20 protein-coding genes are annotated in these 23607 nt (G+C 51.9%); 7 read left to right on the forward strand and 13 right to left on the reverse strand.

All coding sequences use genetic code 11. The features are described from left to right. Positions 1 to 35 precede the first annotated feature (35 nt). The gene (locus tag ACM615_RS19230) at positions 36 to 371 is read right to left on the reverse strand and encodes a hypothetical protein (protein ID WP_113876277.1); all 336 of its coding nucleotides are present in this window, start codon (positions 369 to 371) and stop codon (positions 36 to 38) included. Between the two features lie 629 nt (positions 372 to 1000). Here ACM615_RS19230 and ACM615_RS19235 point away from each other — a divergent pair. Further along, complete coding sequence (locus tag ACM615_RS19235) at positions 1001 to 2137, forward strand: porin (protein WP_159281382.1); 1137 nt, start codon at positions 1001 to 1003, stop codon at positions 2135 to 2137. Between the two features lie 66 nt (positions 2138 to 2203). Here ACM615_RS19235 and ACM615_RS19240 read toward each other — a convergent pair whose 3' ends face one another. Continuing rightward, entirely contained in the window at positions 2204 to 2425 is a 222-nt protein-coding gene (locus ACM615_RS19240) for a hypothetical protein (protein WP_120161995.1), read from the reverse strand. Positions 2426 to 2947: 522 nt separating this feature from the next. Between ACM615_RS19240 and ACM615_RS19245 the strand changes: the two genes are divergently transcribed. Next, positions 2948 to 3781 carry an HNH endonuclease gene (locus tag ACM615_RS19245; RefSeq protein WP_207914769.1) on the forward strand — a complete coding sequence of 278 codons (834 nt, stop codon included), beginning with the start codon at positions 2948 to 2950 and terminating at the stop codon, positions 3779 to 3781. A 32-nt stretch (positions 3782 to 3813) separates the two neighbouring features. Here the strand turns inward: ACM615_RS19245 and alsS are convergent, their stop codons facing one another. Next, entirely contained in the window at positions 3814 to 5490 is a 1677-nt protein-coding gene (alsS, locus tag ACM615_RS19250) for an acetolactate synthase AlsS (RefSeq protein ID WP_431012359.1), read from the reverse strand. Positions 5491 to 5517: 27 nt separating this feature from the next. Next, entirely contained in the window at positions 5518 to 6300 is a 783-nt protein-coding gene (budA, locus tag ACM615_RS19255) for an acetolactate decarboxylase (protein ID WP_129639670.1), read from the reverse strand. 103 nt (positions 6301 to 6403) lie between these two features. Here budA and ACM615_RS19260 point away from each other — a divergent pair, with 103 nt between their 5' ends. Continuing rightward, entirely contained in the window at positions 6404 to 7291 is an 888-nt protein-coding gene (locus ACM615_RS19260; protein ID WP_112289474.1) for a LysR family transcriptional regulator, read from the forward strand. On the opposite strand, the gene ACM615_RS19265 is transcribed toward ACM615_RS19260, so the two are convergent. Genes ACM615_RS19265 through ACM615_RS19275 form a run of 3 tightly spaced genes read right to left on the reverse strand, consistent with a single transcriptional unit; the run spans position 7278 to position 9661 of the window. Continuing rightward, positions 7278 to 7775: an OmpA family protein gene (locus ACM615_RS19265; protein ID WP_431012360.1), complete on the reverse strand. Its 498-nt coding sequence runs from the start codon at positions 7773 to 7775 to the stop codon at positions 7278 to 7280. The two genes, ACM615_RS19260 and ACM615_RS19265, sit on opposite strands and share 14 nt — an antisense overlap. 15 nt (positions 7776 to 7790) lie before the next feature. Further along, positions 7791 to 9071 carry a diguanylate cyclase domain-containing protein gene (locus ACM615_RS19270; protein WP_112289476.1) on the reverse strand — a complete coding sequence of 427 codons (1281 nt, stop codon included), beginning with the start codon at positions 9069 to 9071 and terminating at the stop codon, positions 7791 to 7793. Between the two features lie 2 nt (positions 9072 to 9073). Further along, positions 9074 to 9661: a YfiR family protein gene (locus ACM615_RS19275; protein WP_113876405.1), complete on the reverse strand. Its 588-nt coding sequence runs from the start codon at positions 9659 to 9661 to the stop codon at positions 9074 to 9076. A gap of 597 nt (positions 9662 to 10258) precedes the next feature. Between ACM615_RS19275 and ACM615_RS19280 the strand changes: the two genes are divergently transcribed. The 3 genes from ACM615_RS19280 to ACM615_RS19290 all read left to right on the forward strand — a co-directional run bounded on the left by ACM615_RS19280 (position 10259) and on the right by ACM615_RS19290 (position 14828). Further along, positions 10259 to 11542: an HAAAP family serine/threonine permease gene (locus ACM615_RS19280; RefSeq protein ID WP_113876283.1), complete on the forward strand. Its 1284-nt coding sequence runs from the start codon at positions 10259 to 10261 to the stop codon at positions 11540 to 11542. Positions 11543 to 11648: 106 nt separating this feature from the next. Further along, positions 11649 to 13016: an L-serine ammonia-lyase gene (locus tag ACM615_RS19285; protein ID WP_431012361.1), complete on the forward strand. Its 1368-nt coding sequence runs from the start codon at positions 11649 to 11651 to the stop codon at positions 13014 to 13016. Between the two features lie 159 nt (positions 13017 to 13175). Continuing rightward, entirely contained in the window at positions 13176 to 14828 is a 1653-nt protein-coding gene (locus tag ACM615_RS19290) for a dihydroxyacetone kinase subunit DhaK (RefSeq protein WP_112289479.1), read from the forward strand. Between the two features lie 83 nt (positions 14829 to 14911). Here the strand turns inward: ACM615_RS19290 and ACM615_RS19295 are convergent, their stop codons facing one another. Then, positions 14912 to 15643, reverse strand: a complete 732-nt coding sequence (locus ACM615_RS19295; protein WP_112289480.1) for a hypothetical protein — start codon at positions 15641 to 15643, stop codon at positions 14912 to 14914. A 249-nt stretch (positions 15644 to 15892) separates the two neighbouring features. On the opposite strand from ACM615_RS19295, the gene ACM615_RS19300 reads away from it, so the two are divergent. Continuing rightward, on the forward strand, positions 15893 to 18067 hold the full coding sequence (locus ACM615_RS19300; protein WP_132966418.1) for a YgiQ family radical SAM protein: 2175 nt from the start codon (positions 15893 to 15895) through the stop codon (positions 18065 to 18067). Here ACM615_RS19300 and rhaM read toward each other — a convergent pair. The 5 genes from rhaM to rhaB form a co-directional block, all read right to left on the reverse strand. Beyond that, complete coding sequence (gene rhaM / locus ACM615_RS19305; protein WP_112289482.1) at positions 18042 to 18356, reverse strand: L-rhamnose mutarotase; 315 nt, start codon at positions 18354 to 18356, stop codon at positions 18042 to 18044. The genes ACM615_RS19300 and rhaM overlap by 26 nt on opposite strands. Positions 18357 to 18535: 179 nt before the next feature. Further along, complete coding sequence (gene fucO / locus ACM615_RS19310) at positions 18536 to 19684, reverse strand: lactaldehyde reductase (protein ID WP_129639674.1); 1149 nt, start codon at positions 19682 to 19684, stop codon at positions 18536 to 18538. A 246-nt stretch (positions 19685 to 19930) separates the two neighbouring features. Further along, positions 19931 to 20755, reverse strand: coding sequence for a rhamnulose-1-phosphate aldolase (gene rhaD / locus ACM615_RS19315; RefSeq protein WP_129639675.1), 825 nt, complete (start codon positions 20753 to 20755; stop codon positions 19931 to 19933). A 71-nt stretch (positions 20756 to 20826) separates the two neighbouring features. After that, the gene (locus tag ACM615_RS19320; RefSeq protein ID WP_112289046.1) at positions 20827 to 22083 is read right to left on the reverse strand and encodes an L-rhamnose isomerase; all 1257 of its coding nucleotides are present in this window, start codon (positions 22081 to 22083) and stop codon (positions 20827 to 20829) included. Next, positions 22080 to 23564, reverse strand: a complete 1485-nt coding sequence (rhaB, locus tag ACM615_RS19325; RefSeq protein WP_431012362.1) for a rhamnulokinase — start codon at positions 23562 to 23564, stop codon at positions 22080 to 22082. Before rhaB ends, ACM615_RS19320 begins: the two co-directional genes overlap by 4 nt. Between the last annotated feature and the right edge of the window lie 43 nt (positions 23565 to 23607).

Here is a 23607-nt window from a genome sequence, read left to right on the forward strand (position 1 = left end):
AGCGCGAAATGTCATGCGGGATATTGCCGCGCACGTCAGTTCATCGGATAAGCCGTAATTTTTTTCATACGCATCAGGCTGCTGTTGGCCTGTTCGCATAATTCAAAGAGCACAGGGATCAGATGCGCTGATGCTTTCAGGTAGCCGCTGACCTGTGCAATCCCCTCCGGTGGAATTACCTCGCAGTTCTCCAGTCCTTCGCTCAAACACAACAACCCCTGGCATAGTCCGCCGGCGGACTCCGATGCCAGCGCGCTGAGATCATAAAGCTGCGCTTCCCCGAAGTGGCTGAGATCCAACCCTTCAATCAGTGAACGAAAAACGGTGACAGAGTTTGCGGTGAAGGCCGTGCTGTTTTCAGTATTAGTCATGAAGATCATTCCATTGTCAGTGAGTCGAGGCCCCCTTTACTGGCGGGGTGATTGCCGCTGCCAGAGAACTGTATGCCTGTTCATGCTGCAAAGAAATAACCTGTTTATATTTACAGTGGTTTGTTGTCAGAACTGGAAGATGTCTCGCAAAATTCGCACAGAGAATCGGGGATATTCACCACCAGAATGATATCCATGAGATAAAAATTGAAATTGGTTAATTAATAACAGTCTTTTCCGGATATTATTCTGGCGATTTTGAATTAACTCAAATTCAATGTAATAATATTAAGTGGTTGTCACGTAATGTCATTATCACGCTGGCATGATTTACTTATTGATGCTATTTTTAGGATGTAATTGTTATTAAATATTTCAATTTTGAGTTGCCGTAAGTTTACAATTGCTCGTATTTTTATCATGTTGTTCTGTATTTAATCACTAAAACATAAAAATTTTCTTATAGTTACATATCACAATATTATTGTTTACTAATTACTCCCTATATATAATTTCCTTATAAGGAACTTTCTGAATTTTCACTTTGTCCCCCGTCATACCTATGTTAATTATTTATACGCGGCGCAAGACCGCACACACATCACATAAATAATAAAGACAGGGTAATAATGAGCAATTTAAAAGCGTCAATCTTAATTGGCGGCGTCGTGCTGTCGGCATTATCTGCCAGCGCCCGGGCCGAAATTACTGTTTTAGATAAAAATCCTCAGAGTAATGCTTTGCTGGCGCCATTAAGCTTGCAGGTCGGCGGCAGCATCCGTCCTGAGTGGATTTTCAATAACGGTCCGGAGCCTGGCTATTATAAAAATGGTCACGATGGGGGCACCCGTTTCCGCTTCCGTGGTGATTATAAACTGACACAAGATACCTCAGTCATCGCCTACTACGAGCTGGGTGTGGACATGGCGAACCTGCTGGGCATGAATGGTCACTATCCGGAAGGTGGTCAGCGTGATACTCAGCGTCAGTTATATGCAGGCTTTAAAGATGATCGCTACGGGACATTAACCTACGGCCACCAGTACGGTATTTATTATTCTGTCGTCGGGATTAAAAGTGACGTATGGGATAACGATGGTCATGCGGGCGGTACCGGTATTGGCATTAACGGCAGCTACGATGGTGCGAATAAGCCCAAAAACAGCATTAAATATACCAACGACTTTGGTCCAGTGACGTTATATGCCAACTACTTATTGCCGGAAGATGAAATTCAGGCGGGCGAGGATCAGCACTATCGCCGTAATAATGGTGGTGGTTTAGGCTTCGATTATAAACTCACCAAAGATTTGGTCTGGAGTGCGGCGTATAGCCTGACTGACGCCACGGTGAAAGATAATCAATATAACGAAAAAGATTATCATCAGCAGTTGTCTGGTACCGCATTAACCTGGCAGCCAAACAACTGGTACATCGTCGGCACCGGCAGCTATTACAAAGATTTTGTGCCGAGCACCCGTGAAAATCCTGTCGAACATTATTTTGCTGGCAGCGGTTACGGTGTGGAAGGATTCGTTGGTTATACCTTTAATATCGACAAACCGTTCCTGAAATCTATCCAGCCATACGTTGCAGCCGATTCCCTGCAACTGAAAGGCGGCGAAGAATATCACGCGAACCACGTCTATCTGGGCGCGGGTACCACCATAGGTTACGGCTTGTCTGTTTACGTGGAACGCACATTAGCGCACACCACCGACGACGAAGCAGACGCCACCTGGGTTACCGTCTTCTACGATTTCTAATTCCCACGCCTCGTGGATCATCAGGCCAGCGCAGTTGCGCTGGCTTTTTTACGTTTGTAAATCCGCTTAGTGCGTCAGTGTTTCCGTCATTTCTATAGCCACCACGTCGTCATCGCTAAATGGCATTTCCAGCGTCTGATACAGCACTTCCAGCCGTTCACACAGAATATATCCCAGCAGGTCTTTTGCCTGCGGATTATCCAGCGACACAATGGCATAAGACAACGCACGACAGTGATCGACGATCTCTTCCAGTTCCAGCGGGGTATTGTCGTAAAGGTTAGGCATTGTAGGCCTCCGGTGCGGAGGTGTTTGAAAAAGCAGTGTTAGAAAATTCCATTTTAGTACTCCAGCTGATAGTTGATTAACTACCTCCAGAGACGCTAATCCCGATGGTGGTAGCTCAAACAGCGTTAGCGTTCCGGCCAGTCTGGAATCCGGTGCTTCGTGAGAAGCCACTGTCTGAGCCACCATAATTTGGGTGAGTGCAGACCGTACCATATTCACCCTATTTTCATAGAGTTGATGGCACCAAACTGGGACAGAACGCTAATTCTGACTGCGGATTTTGCCGCAGTGGGGAGAGTCTAATACGTGGGAATTTATACAGTGAGAGGAATTTTTAGGCAGTTTTCAGTTTTGCGAGATGTCTTGGAAAAGAGGATGAAACTGAACGTGTAAATACGTTATTTACTGAGTCTTTCGAGAGGAAGAGTGGCCAAACTATTCAAAAATTAAATGCATAAGTTGTAAGCAATTAAGAACCCATTATACTTCCAACCTATTGATTCACTTAACAGGTATCAGTAGATGATGGACGAAGAGATGTGTGTCGTTCTTGCGGAGAGTGATGACTCCAAATGGGATGACAAAACTGGCGAGCGATATCATTTTCCTAAGCAGTATCAAAAGTCACTCACCCCTGGAATGCGTTTTGTGTATTACAAAGGGAGGCTAAAGCCAGGGAACAAAGAGTATTCGTCAAAGCGCTTGTCAGATGCACCGCACTATTTTGGGATCGGGCGAATAAGCGAGATCAGACCGGATGAAGCCGGTCATCTATATGCAGTACTGACAGAGTTTCAACCGTTTGAACAGGCCGTTCTGGCTAAAAATGACGGTGTTTATTATGAAGAAATTCCCGAGCAGCAAAAATCTAATTACTGGCGTTTTAGCGTTCGCCCCATTTCAGGGGAAGTCTTTGCTGATATTGCTGTTGCGTCTGCGCTAACTGAATCACGCTTTATTATGGACGACATCGAGAGTGAAGAAATCCTTCAAGAAGATGCAACCGATGAGGAATCTCTGGTTTCATATGAGGAAGGGAAGAAAACTTCGAAGTTCGTTACAAAGTATGAAAGAAACCCAAAGTTGAAGAAGCTGGCAAAAAGTATACATGGCACTACCTGCTTCGCTTGTGGCTTCAACTTCGGTGATTTTTACGGAGAATATGCAAAGGACTTTATTCATATTCATCACGTTGTACCTGTTTCAGAATTTGGGATGTCTAAGATTGTAAACCCCAAAACAGATCTCGTTCCCGTCTGCGCTAACTGCCATGGGATCATACATCGCAAAAAAGATCGTACGCTCTCGATTGATGAGCTGAAAGATATGATTGCCGCGAGTAAGAAAACGCCCTAACAAGGGCGTTTTAACCTTTCCTGAAATCCCCCCTAAAAAATCCTTCCCATCTCCAGTTGCCCCATCAGTAACGCGTTATCACTGTAATCCACCGGGACGGCGACGACAGCGGGGCCTTGTACGTCCATGGCGGCGCGGAGGGTGCTTTCCAGCGTTTCGGCGGAGGTGACGGCAAAACCTTTGGCGCCGAAGGCGTCGGCGTAGGCTTTGAAATCAATCGGGCCGAACTGGATGCCGGAGGTGCGCTGGTATTTTTTCTCTTCCTGGATTGCCACCATGTTGTAGGCCTCATCGACCCAGATGATGTGCAGCAGGTTGACGCCCAGACGGACGGCGGTTTCCAGTTCCATGCTTGATTGCATAAAGCCGCCGTCGCCGGATACGGAAACCACTTTGCGGCCGGGATCGACCAGCGCGGCGCCGATTGCCCACGGTAGTGCGACGCCCATGGTTTGCTGACCGTTGGAAATCAGCACCTGACGGGCGCGGAAGCTGTAAAGGTAACGGGCGATCCAGATGTGGAAACTGCCCATATCGACGCACAGGGTGACGTCGCTGTTGACGATGTCCTGCATCGCGCGCACCAGACGCAGCGGGTGGATCGCAAACTGGTTCAGGCTGCGGCCTTTCTGGGCCAGCAGTTCACGTTGCTGGCGGCGATCTTCGAGGATCTCGACAGCAGAGGCGCTCAGATCGATACGCTGCGTGATCTGTCCGGTCAGAAGATCCAGCGTGTCGGCGATGTCGCCCACCAGCTCGACGTCCGGCAGATAGTCGCTGTCGGTCTCGGCGGGCATCACGTCGATGTGCACCAGTTCGGCGGTGCCGTTACTCCATTGCGCCGGTTCATACTCGACCGGGCTGTAACCGATGGTGATCACCAGATCTGCATTGCGAAGCAGGCGGTCACCGGCCTGATTGTTGAACAGACCGACGCGTCCGGCGAAGCGGTGGAAGGAAGCCTGATCGATAACGCCCGCCGCCTGATAGGTGCTGGTGACCGGCAGATCGCTTTTGTGCAGCAGACGTCGGATCGCTTCGGCGTTACGTGGCTGGCTGGCCATCAGGCCGAGCAGCAGCACCGGATTTTTTGCCTGTTTCAGTAACTTTGCGACCTGCAATATCGCGTCGTGCGGCGCGCTGCCCAGTACCGGCGGTTGCGAGGTGAGTAATTTACCGCTGGCTGGTTCGTTGACGATATCCATCGGCAGGCTGATAAATGCCGCACCCGGACGCCCGAACTCGGCGGCGCGAAAACCGTTCGCCAGCACTTCGGCCAGCGCAGAAGGCGAGGTGACTTCAGCGGAATACTTGGTGACCGGGCGGAACATGGCCACGGTGTCCATGGTCTGGTGCACCTGTTTGACGTGGTCGGCGCGTTTAACGGCACCGCCGAGTGCGACCAGCGGATCGCCTTCGGATGTCGCGGTGGCGACGCCGGTGATCAGGTTCGAGCAGCCGGGGCCGGAGGTGACCAGCGCGACGCCCGCTTTGCCGGTGAGACGGCCCACGGCACCGGCCATAAAGGCGGCGTTGGCTTCGTGGCGTACCGGAATAGTTTTGATAGGGGAGTCGACCAGCGAATCAAATACGCGGTCGATTTTTGCGCCGGGAATGCCGAACACATGTTTGACACCCTGTGCTTCAAGCTGCGCGACGACCAGATCCGCACCACATTTCCAGTCGGTTTTACTGTCTGAGTTTTTCATGGTTTTCATCCTTCTTTCTGCGGTCTGTTAACTTTCAACCGACTGAATCGCATCATTTAAATCATCAGGGCATAAGTTGGCGTGCAGGAAATCGCTGTCCTGCGGAAAGTCGATCAACAGCTTTTCGACCGTGCCGAAGGTCAGCACGCCGCGCTCAACCTGATAATCCAGCACATGGCCGCCGCTGCTGCGTTCCTGATTGATAAAATGCTCGTGGTAGCCCGCCACGTTAATGCCCTGCATATAGGCTGGTGTCAGAAATCCAATCAGCACGCCCTGGCTGTGTTCGATATGAAACGTCGGCTGGGCTTCGATGGCTTCCAGCATCGGTTTATACGGGCGGTGCTGTTCCGGCACGGTACGGGTCTCGACGCGGCTGAACTCGCCATCAATGCGCAGGGCGCAGAAGGTGTTCTGGCTGGCGACGACGTCATCGATCACCTTGTGGATTTGCTCGCGGCTGTGCGGGCGATCAATCACGTATTCATCAGTCGGGTTAAAGAATGTCATGACGGCGAACGGTGTTTTTTGTTCAGGAAGGGCGCGCCGGGCGCTGCCGTCGCCGCGTAACTGGAAGATGTTGCTGTTGAACGCGATCAGTTCGCCGTCGAGATGGTTGAAGGTACCGAGACCAAAATCGCCGTGTTCCAGCAGGTCTGCCATTGTGGTGTTGCCTTCATACACACCGCTCAGCAGGGCGCTCATCAGCGACGACTGATATAAAACGCGGTCAGGATGCTGATGTTTAAACGCTGTTGCGGTGCGGGCAATGTCCGCCATGCAGGAGCAGGATTCGGAATGGTTTTTCATGCAGGGGTCTCCGTCGAATAATTAACTTTGCTAACTAAAAGGTTGACCCCATTCAGCCCTGAGTTCCAATATGAGGAGGTGTTCACTTTGAGACGTTTTTGATATGGAACTTCGTCACCTGCGCTATTTTGTCGCGGTAGCAGAGACGGGACACTTCACCCGTGCTGCCGAACAGCTTGGGATCTCCCAGCCTCCGCTGAGCCAGCAAATCCAGCGGCTCGAACATGAAATCGGTACTCCTTTACTCAAACGCCTGACCCGTGGCGTCGAGCTGACCGAAGCCGGAAAAGTGCTGTACGACGACGCACAAACCATCATCAAACTGACCGATGCCGCCCTTGAGCGCACCCGCGCCGTTGCGCGTGGTATGAACGGTACGCTGCGACTCGGCTTTGCCACGTCGACGGCGTTTAACCCGCAGGTTTTTGCGTTGCTGCATCGCTTTCGGGATAAATATCCGGGCATGGTTCTCGAACCGCTGGAAAAGGACATGGCGGGGCTGATGACGGCAATGAGCGAGGGCGCGCTGGATGCGGCGTTTATCCGTCTGCCGTGCGAGCGCAGCAAAGAGTTCAGTTTTAAGGTGCTGGATATCGAGGAAATGATGGTGGCGCTGCCCAAAACCCATCCGCTCAGTCAGGGAAAGGAAGTCCGGCTGTCGGCGCTGCGCCACGATACGCTGATCACCTTCCCGCGAGATTTATCGCCGGGGCTTTATGATGCCGTCACGCATGCGTGTGAAGAGGCTGGATTTTCGCCGCGCTACGGGCAGCAGTGTCCGCAGATTACCTCGGCGCTGAGTATGGTGGCGACAGGATTTGGTTACGCGCTGATACCGGCGTCGCTGAGTAAGATTGATGAAGCCAATGTGAGGTGTCTGCCCCTGGCAGGGCAGACATTAACGACGCAGATCGCGCTCGCCTGGCGCAGAACGGATAACTGCAAGGCGGCGCTGCATCTGGTGGGATTGTTGTCGGTTAAACCACAATAATCACAGACACGCGGCGGTTCTGAGCGCGTCCGGCCTGGGTTTTATTGCTGGCGACAGGTTTGCTCTGGCCCAGTCCACGGGTATGGATATTGGCGCGCGGCATTCCGGCATCGGCAAAGGCGGCGGCGACGGTGTCAGCGCGGCGCAGCGACAGATCGTTGTTGTAAGCCGGATCACCGTAGTTATCGGTATGGCCGTCGAGATTGACCTTGCTCAGGCCGACGTGCAGAAGTTCGCCCGCCAGTTTTTCCACTGACTGCTTACTTTCGGCGGAAAGCTTATCCTGATTATTGCCAAACAGAACTTTGGCATCCAGTCCCAGTTCCCAGCCCGCATCGGTTTGCGAGAAACCGTTCTTTTGCAGCACGGCGATTTGTTCCGGTGTTAATCCCGCAGGTTTACTCTGACAGGCGGCCAGCAGCACAATGCACAGCCCCATTGCGGCGAACTGATACCAGGATTTGAACGTATTGCAGGTCTTCATAGTCATTAATTCCTTTTAGTGTTTCATCGCGACAGGAAGCGGCATGCCTGAAGACACATGCCAGCAACTGCCGGATATTCTTTTAGAGCGATACATGGCCTCATCGGCCTTTTCGAGAATTTCTTTCGCACTGTTTGCCTGTGAAGGCGAAAGCGCAATGCCGATGCTGAGTGACACATCCAGCGTTTTGTTGTTGAGCAAAATGACCGGCGTTTTCATGATCTCGACAATCCGCTCGGCGAACGCCACTGCTTCGGCGGTAGAGATCATCGGCTCAAGCAGAATGGCAAATTCATCGCCGCCCAGACGGGCCAGCACATCCCCCTTACGCAGGGTTTTTGCCAGTCTTTCGCCAATCACCATCAGCACCCGGTCGCCGGCGGCGTGCCCGAGTGAATCATTGATTTCCTTAAAATTATCAACATCGATGAACAGCAACGCCAGCGATAGCGGTGCTCTTACCGGATTGAAACACTGATTAAGGGTATCAATGAAAAACGCGCGATTATGCAGACCGGTCAGGCCGTCGTGCAACGCTTTTTTTGTCAGCGAAACGTTCTCGTTCCGCATATGGTTTTCCCAGGCTTCCAGCTCGGTCAGCAGGCTGTTGAAGTCCTGGCTCAGTGTATGCAGCTCGACTATTGGCGCGGAAGGAACGCGCAGACTAAATGACCGGTTAGCACTGACTTCATGGGTGACATGGGTAATGTGACCGAGAGCATCGACAATGCCTTTTTGCATCCGGCGGGAAAAATACAGCGCGACCAGCGCGGTCAGCACCAGACAACCGAGCAGGCTCAGGATAGTTTCCGCCAGGAAGCCAATCAGACTGCTGCCGTTACCCTCAAGCCAGATGGTGCCGATGACCGAGCCGGAATGCACCACCGGTACGGTTACGGGCTCGGGAAACGCCATATGGCCGACGAACTGACCCAGTTTGTCCCAGTTGCTGTGGATCGGACGCTGCCACTCGGTGAATGTCGCACCCGCCGGCGTCAGAATTTTTGCCTGCGTGAAATCGCCGCGTCTGGCGATAAATTCCAGCGAGTCATGCGCCGCCGAAGGGTCATTAAAGACCAGTGCGGCTTCCGTGGTGTAACCGATGGCGCGCGCGGTCAGTTGCAGATTGCTTTCCGCGTGAGAACGCAGGGCGATTAACGCCAGCAACGTCAGCAGGAAACCGGCGAGACCGATCGCCGTTAAAATCACAATCACATGAATTCGGTTCAGTGCAGCGCTCAGCGTCGGACGCTGGCCTGACTGTTCAACCTCAGGAACAGGAATTTTGTTTTTCATGGTCACTCCTTTTCCCTGGCAAGTTGTAATACGGCGGGATTTACCCGCACGCCGCTGCGGGACAGCGTGTCCAGATTCAATTTGAATCCGGTATGAAGTGGCGTCATCACCAGACAAAACGCATTCAGTAATGCACAGGCATCATCCTGTTCACCGATAGTGAGAATTGCATGGCCTTCCAGGCGCTGATGTAAATCTGCCTGCTGTTCCGTTGTCATGTTGCCGGAATAAATAGCATCGCACTCCGATGTGAGCAGCGGGCTGTCGAACGGAAGCGTCATGACTTTGAGTGGCCGGCCGGTGAATGCGCTGCCATCCGGGGTAAGTTGCGCGGCGTATTTCACGGGCGGGATGATGCAAAGCGTTAAGACGGACGTGGGGGTTGCGCCCGGCCAGCGCGAATAGCTCAGGATGCCGTTGACGGTCTGCGCGACAGCCGCATCCGCCTGCGGATCGCTGTCTTGTGCAACACCCGATGTCAGCGGAGCGACCATCAGCATCAGCAGCAGGACAATGCCATACGCAGCCTTAATAAAACGGCGTAGTGATGTCCCTGCTGGCGGGCAAAAAGGTGATCGGGCTTTTCCCATTGAGTCGCTCTGTGTTTCTTCCGGTTGAAATGATTTCCCCAGCGTAAGAATAACTTTATCGGCAATAGTTCCGAAAGCGTAAGTGTAAAAATTTTCCTTCTGTAACTGCGGTCGCGTTGTGGCGTATTTTTTACACAAGTCAGAAAACAGAGGAAATTCAGAAGGAATGTTAACGTATTCCGTTTTTTTAAGAGGTGAATGGAGTGGTCAATTTATGAACAATTTAGTTCAGAGGGTCAGACTATAAATAATACATGTTGCTGGTATTTCAATCGTTATTTAAATAATAGTCACGGGCATAACAAAATATCACAAAAAATAGATGTTACCGTAATCACTATTTGATGAATTTAAATTAGAGAAAATGTTAATGGTTTGGAATTTAAAGGAATATCAGTCCGCGTTTTAAAGATATTCGTGACCATGATCTCAAAGCTATGCGGTTATCCAGATTTTTATGCTGCTGATAGGTATCATGCCCGCATTAATGGTATGTTTTATCCGTCAGGGTGGTTTTTTTGATGACGGGTGCAGTAAAAAAACATCAACCATTCCTGGGGAAACGGAATTATTTTTATAATTAGGTGCTGAGGAATCATGGATAATACAACAATCGGGACGCTGTCTAAAAAATCGGTAAGTTCCTGGCGTAAAACTGACACTATGTGGATGTTAGGTTTATATGGAACAGCAATTGGTGCAGGTGTTCTCTTTCTTCCTATTAATGCCGGTATCGGCGGTCTCATTCCATTAATCATTATGGCGATCCTCGCCTTCCCAATGACATTCTTCGCTCACCGCGGATTAACCCGGTTTGTATTATCCGGAAAGAATGCCGGTGAAGATATTACGGAAGTCGTGGAAGAGCATTTCGGTATTTCAGCCGGTAAATTAATTACCCTGCTTTATTTCTTCGCCATTTATCCTATTCTGCTGGTTTACAGCGTGGCGATCACTAATACGGTTGAGAGTTTTATTACTCACCAGATGCATATGAATGCGCCACCGCGTGCGTTACTGTCTCTGATCCTGATTTTGGGCTTAATGACGCTGGTACATTTCGGTCAGGATATGATCGTGAAAGCGATGAGTATTCTGGTCTTCCCGTTTGTTGCGGTGCTGATGGCGCTGGCGCTGTACCTTATTCCTAACTGGAATACGTCAGTGTTTGAAAACGTCTCCATGTCCGGCAATGGCGTGGGTCACGGTATGCTGATGACATTGTGGCTGGTCATTCCGGTGATGGTGTTCTCCTTTAACCACTCGCCGATTATCTCCTCTTTCGCTGTCGCAAAACGCAAAGAGTATGGCGAAGACGCTGAGAAAAAATGTTCACGTATTCTGGCATTTAGCCACATCATGATGGTTATCACCGTGATGTTCTTCGTCTTCAGCTGCGTACTGAGCCTGTCTCCGGCAGACCTGATGGAAGCTAAATCGCAGAACGTGTCTATTCTGTCTTATTTAGCCAACCACTTCTCTAACCCGGTCATTGAATATATCGCGCCATTTATTGCTTTTATCGCGATTACCAAATCTTTCCTCGGCCATTATCTGGGTGCGCGTGAAGGTTTCAACGGCATGGTAATTAAGTCATTGCGTGGTAAAGGGAAAACTATTGCCCTGCCAACGCTGAACCGTTATACCGGCATCTTCATGTTATTAACCACCTGGTTAGTCGCTACCCTGAATCCAAGTATTCTGGGTATGATCGAAACGCTGGGTGGTCCGATTATTGCGATGCTGTTATTCCTGATGCCTATGTATGCGATTCGTAAAGTTCCTGCGATGAGAAAATACAGCGGCCATATCAGCAATGTGTTCGTAGTGATTATGGGTCTGATTGCCATGTCAGCCATCGTATTTAGCCTGATTGGTTAATGAGTAAAGTATTTAAAGTTAATTGAAATAAAGTGGGCGGGAATATTCCTGCTCACTTTCCTCCCGTATTTTTTGCCCGTCATCTTATTCACATGGAGTGCCCACCGTGATCAGCGTCTTCGATATTTTCAAAATTGGTATTGGTCCTTCCAGTTCGCATACTGTTGGCCCGATGAAAGCCGGGAAAATATTCACTGATGAACTTATCTCTTCTGGCCATATTACTCATACCACCCGTGTGGTCGTCGATGTCTATGGTTCTTTATCGTTAACCGGTAAAGGCCACCACACCGATCTGGCGATCATCATGGGGCTGGCCGGCAATATGCCGGACGATGTGGATATTGATGCGATCCCGGCGTTTATCCGTCAGGTGGAAACTTCCGGGCGACTGATGCTCGGCAAGGGCGCGAAGGAAGTGGATTTCCCGGCCGGTTCCGGGATGAATTTCCATTTTAATAATCTGCCTTTACACGAAAACGGCATGACAATCAGCGCGTTCAACGGTGATGAGCTGCTGTATACGCAAACCTATTATTCTATTGGCGGCGGCTTTATTGTCGAAGCCAGCAAGTTCGGCCTGCAGGATGAAAACCCTGTGGTGCGACCGTACCCGTTCCGTTCGGCCAGTGATTTGCAAAAGCATTGCACCGACACCGGCCTGTCCCTGTCGGCGCTGATGCTGAAAAACGAGCTGGCCAGCCATACACGTGCAGAAATCAGCGAACACTTTGCGGCTATCTGGAATGTGATGAGCGAAGGCATTACGCGCGGTATTCATACCGAAGGGCTGTTGCCAGGCCCGATGAAAATCAACCGCCGCGCCGCGGCGCTGCGTCGTATTCTGGTGACGCAGGATAAAAACAATGTTGATCCGATGGGCGTGGTGGACTGGATCAATATGTACGCGATGGCGGTGAACGAAGAAAACGCGGCAGGCGGACGGGTTGTTACGGCACCGACCAACGGCGCGTGTGGCATCATTCCGGCGGTGCTGACGTATTACGATCAGTTCATCCGTCCGATCAGCCCGGATTCTTACAGCCGTTTCTTCCTCGCATCCGGCGCGGTCGGCATTTTGTTCAAAATGAACGCCTCGATTTCCGGTGCAGAAGTGGGCTGTCAGGGCGAAGTCGGCGTGGCCTGTTCCATGGCGGCAGCCGGTCTGACTGAGCTGCTGGGCGGCAGCACGGCGCAGGTGTTTATGGCGGCAGAAATCGCCATGGAACATCACCTCGGGCTGACGTGTGACCCGCTCGCCGGACAGGTTCAGGTGCCGTGCATCGAACGAAATGCCATTTCGGCGGTTAAAGCGGTCAATGCTTCACGTATGGCACTGCGCCGTACCAGCGAGCCGCGCGTGTGTCTCGATAAAGTCATCGAAACCATGTACGAAACCGGCAAAGACATGAACTCAAAATATCGTGAAACCTCGACGGGAGGGTTAGCGATTAAAGTGTTAGCGTGTAATTGATTTCTTTCTACATCATTTCCTAAAAAGGCGGGAAACCGCCTTTCTCGTCTCCTTCCTGATTTTTGTCCTGTGCTATGTTTTCAGATACCTGCATTACGCAGAGGTATGTTTTTTTCTGCCTCACAACACCTGGAAAACAGTTAAAAGGAAAGATCCGGCATGTCTAAATTCTTTATGAATGACCGTAAGTCTCTGATTAACGATGTTATCGAAGGGGTGATCCTGACCTCTCCCTACAAAAATCTGGCAAAACTGGACGTTGATCCGGCTATCCGCGTGGTCGTTCGCCGCGACTGGGATAAGAAAAAAGTCGCCCTGATTTCCGGCGGTGGCTCCGGTCACGAACCGGCACACGTCGGTTTTGTCGGTAAGGGGATGCTCACCGCAGCGGTGTGCGGCGAAGTGTTTGCGTCACCGAGCGTGGACGCCGTGCTGAATGCGATTGTGGCGGTCACCGGTAAAGCGGGCTGCCTGCTGATTGTGAAAAACTACACCGGCGACCGTCTGAACTTTGGTCTGGCGGCAGAGAAAGCCAAAGGCATGGGCTACGACGTCGAGCTGGTGATGGTATCCGACGACATTTCTCTGCCGGACAACAAGCAGCCTCGCGGTATCGCGGGGACGGTGCTGGTGCATAAAATTGCCGGTTATGCCGCAGAGCAGGGGAAATCTCTCAAAGACGTCACCAAAATTGCGCAGCAGGCCATTGATGCCACGGCGAGTATTGGTGTGGCGGCCGCAGGTTGCAGTCTGCCGGGCGGCGGCGAAGATGAAGAAGAACAGCGTATCGAATCGGGCCACGTTGAGCTGGGATTAGGTATTCACGGTGAGCCTGGTGTCTCGACGATGAAAACTCAGAACAGTAAAAAAGTGGTGGATACGCTGGTTGAAAAGCTCCAGCAGCATGTGAAAAAAAGCGACAAGCTGGCGGTATTGATCAATAACCTCGGCGGTGTTTCTCCGCTTGAAATGAGTCAGATCACCAAAGAAGTGGTGCATTCAGCGCTGGGCAGTTCGGTGCGTTATCTCATCGGACCCGCTTCACTCGTCAGTGCGCTGGATATGAAAGGTTTTTCGCTTTCCGTGATCGCGCTGAAAGGCGGAATTGAAGAAGCGTTGCTGGCAGAGGTGGAGGCCGCGGGCTGGCATCCGCTGGTTAAGCTGGAAAAACTGGCGACTAAAAAAGGTAAAGCCATCAGCGATAAAAAATCCGTTAAAGCGTCATCAAATGCCGAAGTCGGCAAGATAGTCGAAACCATCACACAGACACTTTCCGGTCTGGAAGATGAACTGAATAAGCTCGATGCCAAAGTGGGTGACGGCGATACCGGTTCGACATTTGCCACCGGCGCGCGCGATATCCAGAAGCAGAACAAAGGCAAAAAATTGCCGCTGAATAATGTTGCCGATCTTCTTGGCGTAGTCGGCGATCGTCTGGCAACAGTGATGGGCGGATCGAGCGGCGTGCTGATGTCGATCTTCTTCACGGCCGCGGGTAAGAAAGTCGCGGAGGGCGAGAAATTACCGAAAGCGCTGCTGTTCGGTCTTGAGCGCATGAAGCATTATGGCGGTGCTGATCTCGGCGATCGCACGATGATCGACGCACTTCAGCCCGCGCTGGAAGCCCTTGGCAAGAAAGATGCGCTGAAAGGTGCTGCGAAAGCCGCCGCTAAAGGCGCCAAAGACACGGCCAGCATGAAAAAAGCTAACGCCGGGCGTTCATCCTATCTGAGCAGCGACAGCCTGAAAGGCGTCAAAGATCCGGGTGCAGTCGCAGTCGAAAAAGTGTTTGAAGCACTGGCGAAGAAATAAAATTCTTTCGCTTAAAAGAAAGGCCTGCGGGAATTGGCAGGCCTTTAAGAGAATGTCATTACCCGCCCTTTAACTACGTTACGTTATGAAAATTCGTTTTTGTTTATCAGCGAGTAGGTCTTTGTATCCTTTATTCTCTGGGTTTTACCGGAATACGTTTGCTCTGAAATAAGCAGTCGTCCAACGCGCACACTTTCTCTGGAACATTGGTCGTAAAAAGGATCGTAAGTTCCACGGCCACATTTACCCTTCAGGCCACGGTTCGACCATTTATTCATTTTCATTTTCCATTCGAGAGAATAATGCGCCAGAGGACAGACAATTTTTCCCCACGGGTCGCAAATTAACGTATTTTCCATAATTTTTCCGCTGCCGCGCGGGGGTTCAGTTCCTACTAATACCAGGCTGTGATCGACAGGGTGCTTGAGAAAAATAGTGAGTATTTTTATTGGCGTTTTGACTAGTTTTTCAAGTTCACGAATATGTTCAGTGAGATACCAGAACGCGATCATGGCATTTTCACCACAGTTACCGGCATTGCGTATCCCGTTGCGGTGATCCTGTTCGTATTTCCGGTAGACCTGTTGTGGTGCCAGTTTGAGCTTTCTGTTAGCGGCCAGATTCAGAGAACGATTCCTGTCTCCGCCCAGAGAATGCATCCGGTACTTGTCGGGATTGGTCATCATCAGCCCATCGATCATTCTTTTATCAGGATAGAATTTATTGGCTGATTTCATGGGGATTCTTGAGCGTGTATACAGCATTGCTTCCCTGAGTTTTGGCAACAATAACTTTTGAAATTGTTTACTGTCCATGGCCACGATGATCCTTCAATGTGAAAGTAATTAACGGATCATTTGAGCACTCTTTAATCCGCAGATACAGGAAATGACATATTCAGAAATCTCAATTACTGAGGAGGTCAAATCGCCCGGTCAGGATCCGGAATGCTAAAAAGTAGAAGTTGATCTAAAACAAATTTAGGCGATTTGCTCCCCCGCAGTGGTTTTTGTCCCCGTATAATTTGCGGCCAATTATTTGCCGCCGAACGAAGAAACTACATTATGTCAGTCAGCCTGATCCAACCCGATCGCACCCTATTTTCTTACCCACGTTACTGGGCGGAATGCTATGGCACCGCGCCGTTTTTCCCAATGAGCCGGGCGGAAATGGATGAACTGGGCTGGGACAGTTGTGATGTGATCGTGGTGACCGGAGATGCGTACGTCGATCATCCGAGTTTTGGCATGGCGATCATTGGCAGGATGCTGGAAGCGCAGGGGTTTCGCGTCGGGATCATCGCTCAGCCGGACTGGACCAACAAAGAGGATTTCATGCGGCTTGGCAAACCGAATCTGTTTTATGGCGTGACTGCCGGCAATATGGATTCGATGATCAACCGTTATACCGCCGACCGGAAGCTGCGCCATGACGATGCCTATACGCCGGGCAACGTGGGCGGTAAACGCCCGGATCGCGCGACGCTGGTTTACACCCAGCGCTGCAAAGAAGCTTTCAGCGATGTGCCGGTGTTGCTCGGCGGCATTGAAGCCAGTCTGCGGCGTATCGCGCATTACGATTACTGGTCCGATACCGTGCGGCGCTCTGTGCTGGTGGATTCCAAAGCTGACATGCTGATTTATGGCAACGGCGAAAGGCCACTGGTGGAAGTGGCACACCGTCTGGCGGCGGGCGAATCCATTACGGATATTCACGACGTACGCAATACGGCGGTGATGCGTAAAACGGCGCTGATCGGCTGGAGCGGTGTGGATTCCACGCGCCTCGATAAGCCGGGGCGCATTGAGCCGATCATGAATCCGTACGGCGAAGACTTACCCTGTTCAGAAGGTGAACTGCCTGCGCCAGATGCCCCGCAGCCGGTGACGGTGCGTGCGCCTAAGCCGAAACCGTGGGAGAAAACCTACGTTCTGCTGCCGTCATTTGAAAAAGTGAAGGGCGACAAGGTGCTGTATGCCCATACCTCGCGCATTTTGCATCATGAAACCAACCCGGGTTGTGCCCGCGCGCTAATGCAAAAACACGGTGACCGCTATGTGTGGATCAATCCACCGGCAATCCCGCTTTCTACTGAAGAAATGGATGAAGTCTTTGGATTGCCTTTCCAGCGCGTGCCGCATCCGTCTTACGGTAAAGCGACTATTCCGGCGTATGACATGATCCGTTTCTCGATCAATATCATGCGTGGTTGTTACGGTGGTTGCGCATTTTGTTCGATCACCGAGCATGAAGGGCGGATCATTCAGAGCCGCTCGGAAGAGTCGATCGTGCGTGAAATCGAAGAGATCCGCGACAGCGTACCAGGATTCACCGGTGTGATTTCCGATCTCGGTGGTCCGACGGCCAACATGTATATGCTGCGCTGTCAGTCGCCAAAAGCGGAGCAAAGCTGCCGCCGTGCTTCCTGCGTATACCCTGAAATCTGTACACACATGGACACCAACCATGAGCCGACGATCAACCTTTATCGCCGTACGCGCAGCCTGAAAGGTATCAAGAAAATCCTGATCGCTTCGGGCGTACGTTATGATCTGGCGGTAGAGGATCCGCGTTATATTAAAGAGCTGGCGGAGCATCACGTCGGCGGTTATCTGAAGATCGCGCCGGAGCACACCGAAACCGGGCCGCTTTCTAAAATGATGAAACCGGGCATGGGCAGCTATTACCGGTTCAAAGAACTGTTCGACAGCTATTCGAAACAGGCCGGGAAAGAGCAGTATCTGATCCCGTATTTTATCTCCGCGCATCCGGGCACGCGCACTGAAGATATGATCAATCTGGCGCTGTGGCTGAAGAAAAATCGCTTCCGTCTGGATCAGGTGCAGAACTTCTATCCGTCACCGCTCGCCAGTGCGACCACCATGTATTACAGCGGCAAGAATCCGCTCAGCAAAGTGGATTATAAAAGTGAAGATGTGGTGGTGCCGAAAGGGGATCGTCAGCGGCGGTTGCATAAAGCGTTGCTGCGCTATCACGATCCGGCGAACTGGCCGGTGATCCGCGAGGCACTGACCGCAATGGGGATGCGCCGCCTGATTGGGATCCGACCTGATTGCCTGGTACCACCGGACGGATTTGATCCGAAGTTTGCACCGTCACGTTCGGGGAAAGCGAAACCGGCGACTACGCGATTTACTGCCTCAAAAGCGCAAAATCCGGGTGCCGTAAAAGGAAAACCCGCCGGTCAGCGGGTTAATCGAGGTAAAAGACCGGTTTAAGATCGCTACTGATCGGGCTGTTATCGGCATTGGCAGGCATTACGTCTGCCATATGCTTCCACCACTTCTGGCAAATATCCGTTTTTGCCACGGCATTCCATCTTTCTTCAGATTCAATTTCCACATAGCCAAACAGCAGATTACGTTTTTCATCGAGAAAAATGCTGTAGTGATGTGCGCCGTGGGCTTTCAGGGTTTCCGCCAGTTCCGGCCAGATTGGTGAATGACGACGCTGATATTCATCGTGTGCATTCGCGTTGACCTGCATAACGAAGGATTTACGGATCATGTTTTTCTCCGGTTAGATTTACTCCCTCCCCTGCGAAGGGGAGGGCTGGGGTGGGGTATTAATGGCAGCGTTGAATCTGAAGTTGCCTGCTAAACCCCCTCCCAACCTCCCCCTTCGCAGGGGGAGGAGTAAGGAAATTACACCTTTTTCTTCCCCTTCACAGAGGCAGAAGCTAAAAATTACATCGCTTTCAGATAAAGCTCGCGAACTTCTTCACGTGTTGGCGTACGCGGATTACATGGCGCACACGGATCAGCCAGGGCTTTATCCAGCCAGCCTTCAATGTCGGATTCCTTAATCCCCAGCTCTTTGAAACCGGACGGGATCCCCACGCGGGCGGATAATTTACGGATCGCGTCAATAGCCGCCATGCTGGCTTGCGTTTCGCTGATACCTTGCGTGTGCACACCCATTGCGCGGGCGATATCGGCAAAACGGTGCGGGGCAGAGGAACGGTTAAACTCTTCAATGACTGGCAGTAAAATCGCATTACACACGCCGTGCGGCAGATTATGCGTCGCCCCTGGCTGATGCGCCATCGCATGGACCAGTCCAAGCCCGGCGCTGTTAAATGCCATGCCAGCCAGATATTGTCCCTGCGCCATTTTCTCGCGAGCTTCAATATCGTCGCCGTGATCGACGGCTTTCGGCAGCCATTGCGTGATGGTAGAAATAGCGGCGAGCGCCGTCGGATCAGTCAGCGGATGCGCGCCAACAGATACATAGGCTTCAATCGCGTGCGTCAGCGCGTCCATTCCGGTTGCCGCGGTAATGCCTGCCGGGATCTTGAGCATAATCGACGGATCGTCAACGGCGATATCGGGGATCAGATTTGCATCAATGATCACTTCTTTCACCTGACGCTGACTGTCGATGATCACCGCATTGCTGGTGAGTTCAGCGGCAGTACCCGCGGTAGTGTTGATCGCGACCAGGAATACACCCGGTTTAGTAACTTTGCCGACGCCGGAATACATCGTGGCTGGTCCCGGATTGGCCGTCAGAATCTTGATGCCTTTAGCGGTATCAATCGGGCTGCCGCCGCCGAAAGCGATCAGATAATCGCACTGGTTTTCCTGATACAGACGGAAACCTTCGTCAACATGAGCCGAGGTCGGATTGGGCACCACGCCGCCGTAAATGGCGTAAGGCATTCCTGCCTGTTTAAGTGCGGAGAATAAACTGTCGAGCAGACCCAGTTCGATTAACTGGCCGTCGGTGACGATAAGCGCTTTGCCGTGTTGTTTAGTCGCCAGCATCGCAACCATATCTTCGATTGCGCCCTGACCGTGAAGGCTGATTTTAGGAAGTGCCAACATGAAACTCATAAAAATTCCCTCTATTTTTCCCGTCGTACTCCAGACTGCAGATGCGTTGGCTGCGTTTAAGAACCCGAATCACTGACTCATGTCAGCTCATCGGGATCCTTGCACTTGCCGCCTTTCTGCAATCAGGATTACTTAGGGAAAGGTTAAATGATCCATACCTTGCGATGCTCTGTTTTTGGTCTTTGCCGATCTTAAGCGAGGAGCATCCGTTGCTCCCCGTTGAAGAATTATTAACAGATTTTTACATCAGGCTTTCAGTGCAGCCTCGAAAGGCGTGACGTCAAAACGTTTGCCGAGGGCAATCAGTTCGTCAGTCTGGATGGTTTGTTTCATGCCACCCATCGAAATCACTTTCACCAGGATTTCCGCCGATTTTTCAGCGGTGTCGATCAGGCCGAATGCGTCATCCAGCGTCGGGCCGCAGCCGAAGATGCCGTGGAATGCCCACAGCACCAGGCTGTGATGTTGCATCCGGTCGGACGTGGCGGCGCCGATGCCGTCGGTGCCCGGCACCATCCACGGCACGATACCCACGCCGTCAGGGAAGACCACCAGACATTCAGTGCTGCATTCCCACAATTTGCGGGTAATTTTGGCGCTGTCGAGCTCAAGCACGTACGTCAGTGCGATCAGGTTGGTCGCATGGCAATGCATGATCACGCGATCCTGGCCGTTAGTGACACGTTTACGCACGGCGTGAGATTGCAGATGCGATGCCAGTTCTGACGTCGGCAGACCACCCGCGGTCAGGCCCCAGAGGATTTTATAGCTGGCGCCTTTATCATCGAGCTGAATAACGGTCAGCGCTTCTGAAGGTGCGAGTTGCACGTTACGGAAGAATTTACCGGAACCGGTCACGATGAAGTATTCGTTTGCCAAATCCGGCGCGTGCTGTGTCAGTTCAACCGTACGCGGCTGGGCGTAAAAATCGTTCTTATAAGGTGCAATATCTTCTGGCAGCAGTCGCATACTGACGTTGCCGCCGTTGCGCTCATCCCAGCCTTTCAACCACATATCGGTGGTCGCTTTAACCATGCCCTGCACAAACCACGAGGTAAATAATGTTTTCATCAGTTCTTTCCTGCAAATAAGGTGAATGCTTTTCTTCGGTGCTGTCAGCAATACTTTGGGTTTATCAAACCTTAGCGTTTAGCCAGCACGCTGGTTTCGTAATGGCGAACGGTATCCAACCACTGGCCGCCGACTGGTACGTCGTGGCGCTGGCAATACATATCCCACACGGCCTGCCATGGCAGGGATTTCTGTTCTTCCAGCAGTGCCAGACGCGCGGTGTAATCGCCTTCAACTTCCAGTTTTTTCAGTAAATCTGTCGGTTCCAGCAGCGCTTTAAGCAGGGCTTTTTTCATGTTACGGGTGCCGATAACCCAGGCAGCGATGCGGTTGATCGAGGCATCAAAGAAATCCAGCCCGATATGAACGCGGTTAAACAGGTTGTGGCGGACAATTTCGCTGGCGATGGCCTGCGTTTCGTCGTCAAGCAACACCACATGGTCGCTGTCCCAGCGTACCGGACGGCTGACGTGCAGCAGCAGGCGTGGTACATACAGCATGGCGGCGGAAATTTTGTCGGAAATCACTTCAGTCGGATGGAAGTGACCGGCATCAAGGCACAGCGCGGTACCACGGCTTGCGGCGTAACCGAGATAGAATTCGTTTGAGCCCACGGTGTAGCTTTCTGAGCCGATACCGAACAGTTTGCTTTCGACAGCGTCAATGTGTTCGCTCAGGGCAAACTTCTCAGAAATCACTTCATCCAGTGCAGTCATCAGACGCTCACGTGGTGCAAGACGATCCACCGTGAGGTCTTTCATACCGTCCGGTACCCAGATATTCATCACGGAAGGCGTGCCCAGTGCGCGACCAAATGAGGCAGAGACGCGGCGGCTGGCCTGGCAGTGTTCAATCCAGAACTGACGGACTTCCGGGTTCGCGCTGGAGAGCGTAAAGCCGTCGGCACTCATCGGGTGTGAGAAGCAGGAAGGATTGAAATCCAGCCCAAGTTTGTTTTTCTTCGCCCAGTCCACCCAGTTAGCAAAATGCTTTGGCTCGATTTCATTACGTGCAACGGGCTGATCGGATTCCAGATAAATCGCATGCAGGTTCAGCCGGTTAGGGCCAGGAATCATCGAGATGGCCAGCTCTAAATCAGCCCGAAGTTGCTGAGCATTACGCGCTTTACCGGGATAATTACCGGTCGCCTGGATACCACCGGTCAGATTGCCTTCCGGGTTTTCGAAGCCAGCGACATCATCCCCCTGCCAGCAATGGATAGAAACGGGCAGGGTATCGAGTTGTTTGATTGCAGCTTCGGCATCAATACCCAGCTGTGCAAAGCGTTCTTTGGCAAGTGTCCATGCTTGATCGATAGATGAAGTCATACTGCGAGTTCCTCATTGACGTGACAGAGCGCCTGGAAACGGCGCCAGTGAATAGCGAAATCCGCGTGTATACGTGGAATGTAGTGGTGTTGCTCAAAATTCGTGGCGACGATGCGACGAAATTCAGCGTTATCTTTGACGGCGTTCAGCGCCATAAGCTGGCAACCGATATTGCCCAGAGTTGACGCTTCAACCGGACCTGCGCTGACGCTGACCTGGCAGATATCAGCACAAAGCTGGTTCAGAAACTGGTTCTGGCTGCCACCGCCGACGATGTGAATATCTTCCAGCGGCGAGCCTTGTAAATCAGCAAGTTGCAATGCGATTTTGCGGTACAACATGGCAAGGCTGTCGAAAATACAGCGCGCCAGCTCTGCAGGTGACTCCGGCACCGGATCACCGGCCTGACGGCAGGCATCGCGAATGGCATCCACCATGGAGGGCGGATTAATAAAACAATCTTCGTTCGGGTTAATCAGATAAGTGAACGGTGTGACGTGTTTAGCCAGTGTGATTAAGGACGGCAAATCCTGAATGTTCAGTTCGCGGCAAACACGCTGGAACAACCATAAGCCCATGATATTTTTCAACACCCGATAGCTGCCGTTGATGCCGCCTTCGTTGGTGATGTTGTCGTGGAGAGCCTGCGCATGGTTGAACGCTTTCGGGCTTTCGATGCCCATCAGCGACCAGGTGCCGGAGCTGAGATAGGCGCTGCGTGAACTGGTGAGCGGAGCGGCAACCACCGCACTGGCGGTGTCGTGTGTTGCCACGCTGAACACCGGTACACTGCGTCCGTGAGGGCTTTTCCACACCCCCGGAGAGTTGCCCGGCTGTGTCGGTTTTTGCAACCAGCGGCGTGGCACACCGGCCAGTTTCAGCAAATCTTCGTCCCAGTCGCCGGTGGCGAGATTGAGCATTTGTGTGGTGCTGGCGTTGGTGTATTCCCAGTTCATGTTGCCGGTGAGGCGGTAAAGAAAATAATCCGGGATCATCAGCATGTGTGCCGCTTTACGGACGATTTCAGGCTGTTGTTCGCTCAGCGCACGCAACTGGTAAAGCGTGTTAAACGGCATGAACTGAATACCGGTTTTTTGGTACAAATTCTCGCGGCCAAACTGCTGCTCCATTCGCGCCATCACGCCTTCGGTACGGTTGTCACGATAAGCCACTGGCAAACCGACCCGCTGCCCCTGTTCATCAAGCAGCACGTAATCCACACCCCAGGTATCAATGCCGATACCGTCAAGCTGAACGCCGGATGCGTCGAGGCGATTCAGCCCCTCAAGAATGTGTTTTTCCAGCGCATCCAGATCCCAGGTTTCGTGGCCATCAACGCGGATCAAGTTATTAGGAAAACGGTGGATCTCTTTCAGTGTCAGCGTCGCTGCCGGCTGCGGATCCTGACGGGTAAACGTCGCCAGCATCACCCGGCCGCTGGAAGCGCCGAGGTCAATAGCGGCAAGATGGTGAGTTCTCATAGCGGCCATTCCTTATTGAATATGTGGCCAGTGTAGGGGAGGC

The organism is Rahnella sp. PAMC25617 (assembly GCF_050606005.1).
GTDB lineage: Bacteria > Pseudomonadota > Gammaproteobacteria > Enterobacterales > Enterobacteriaceae > Rahnella > Rahnella variigena.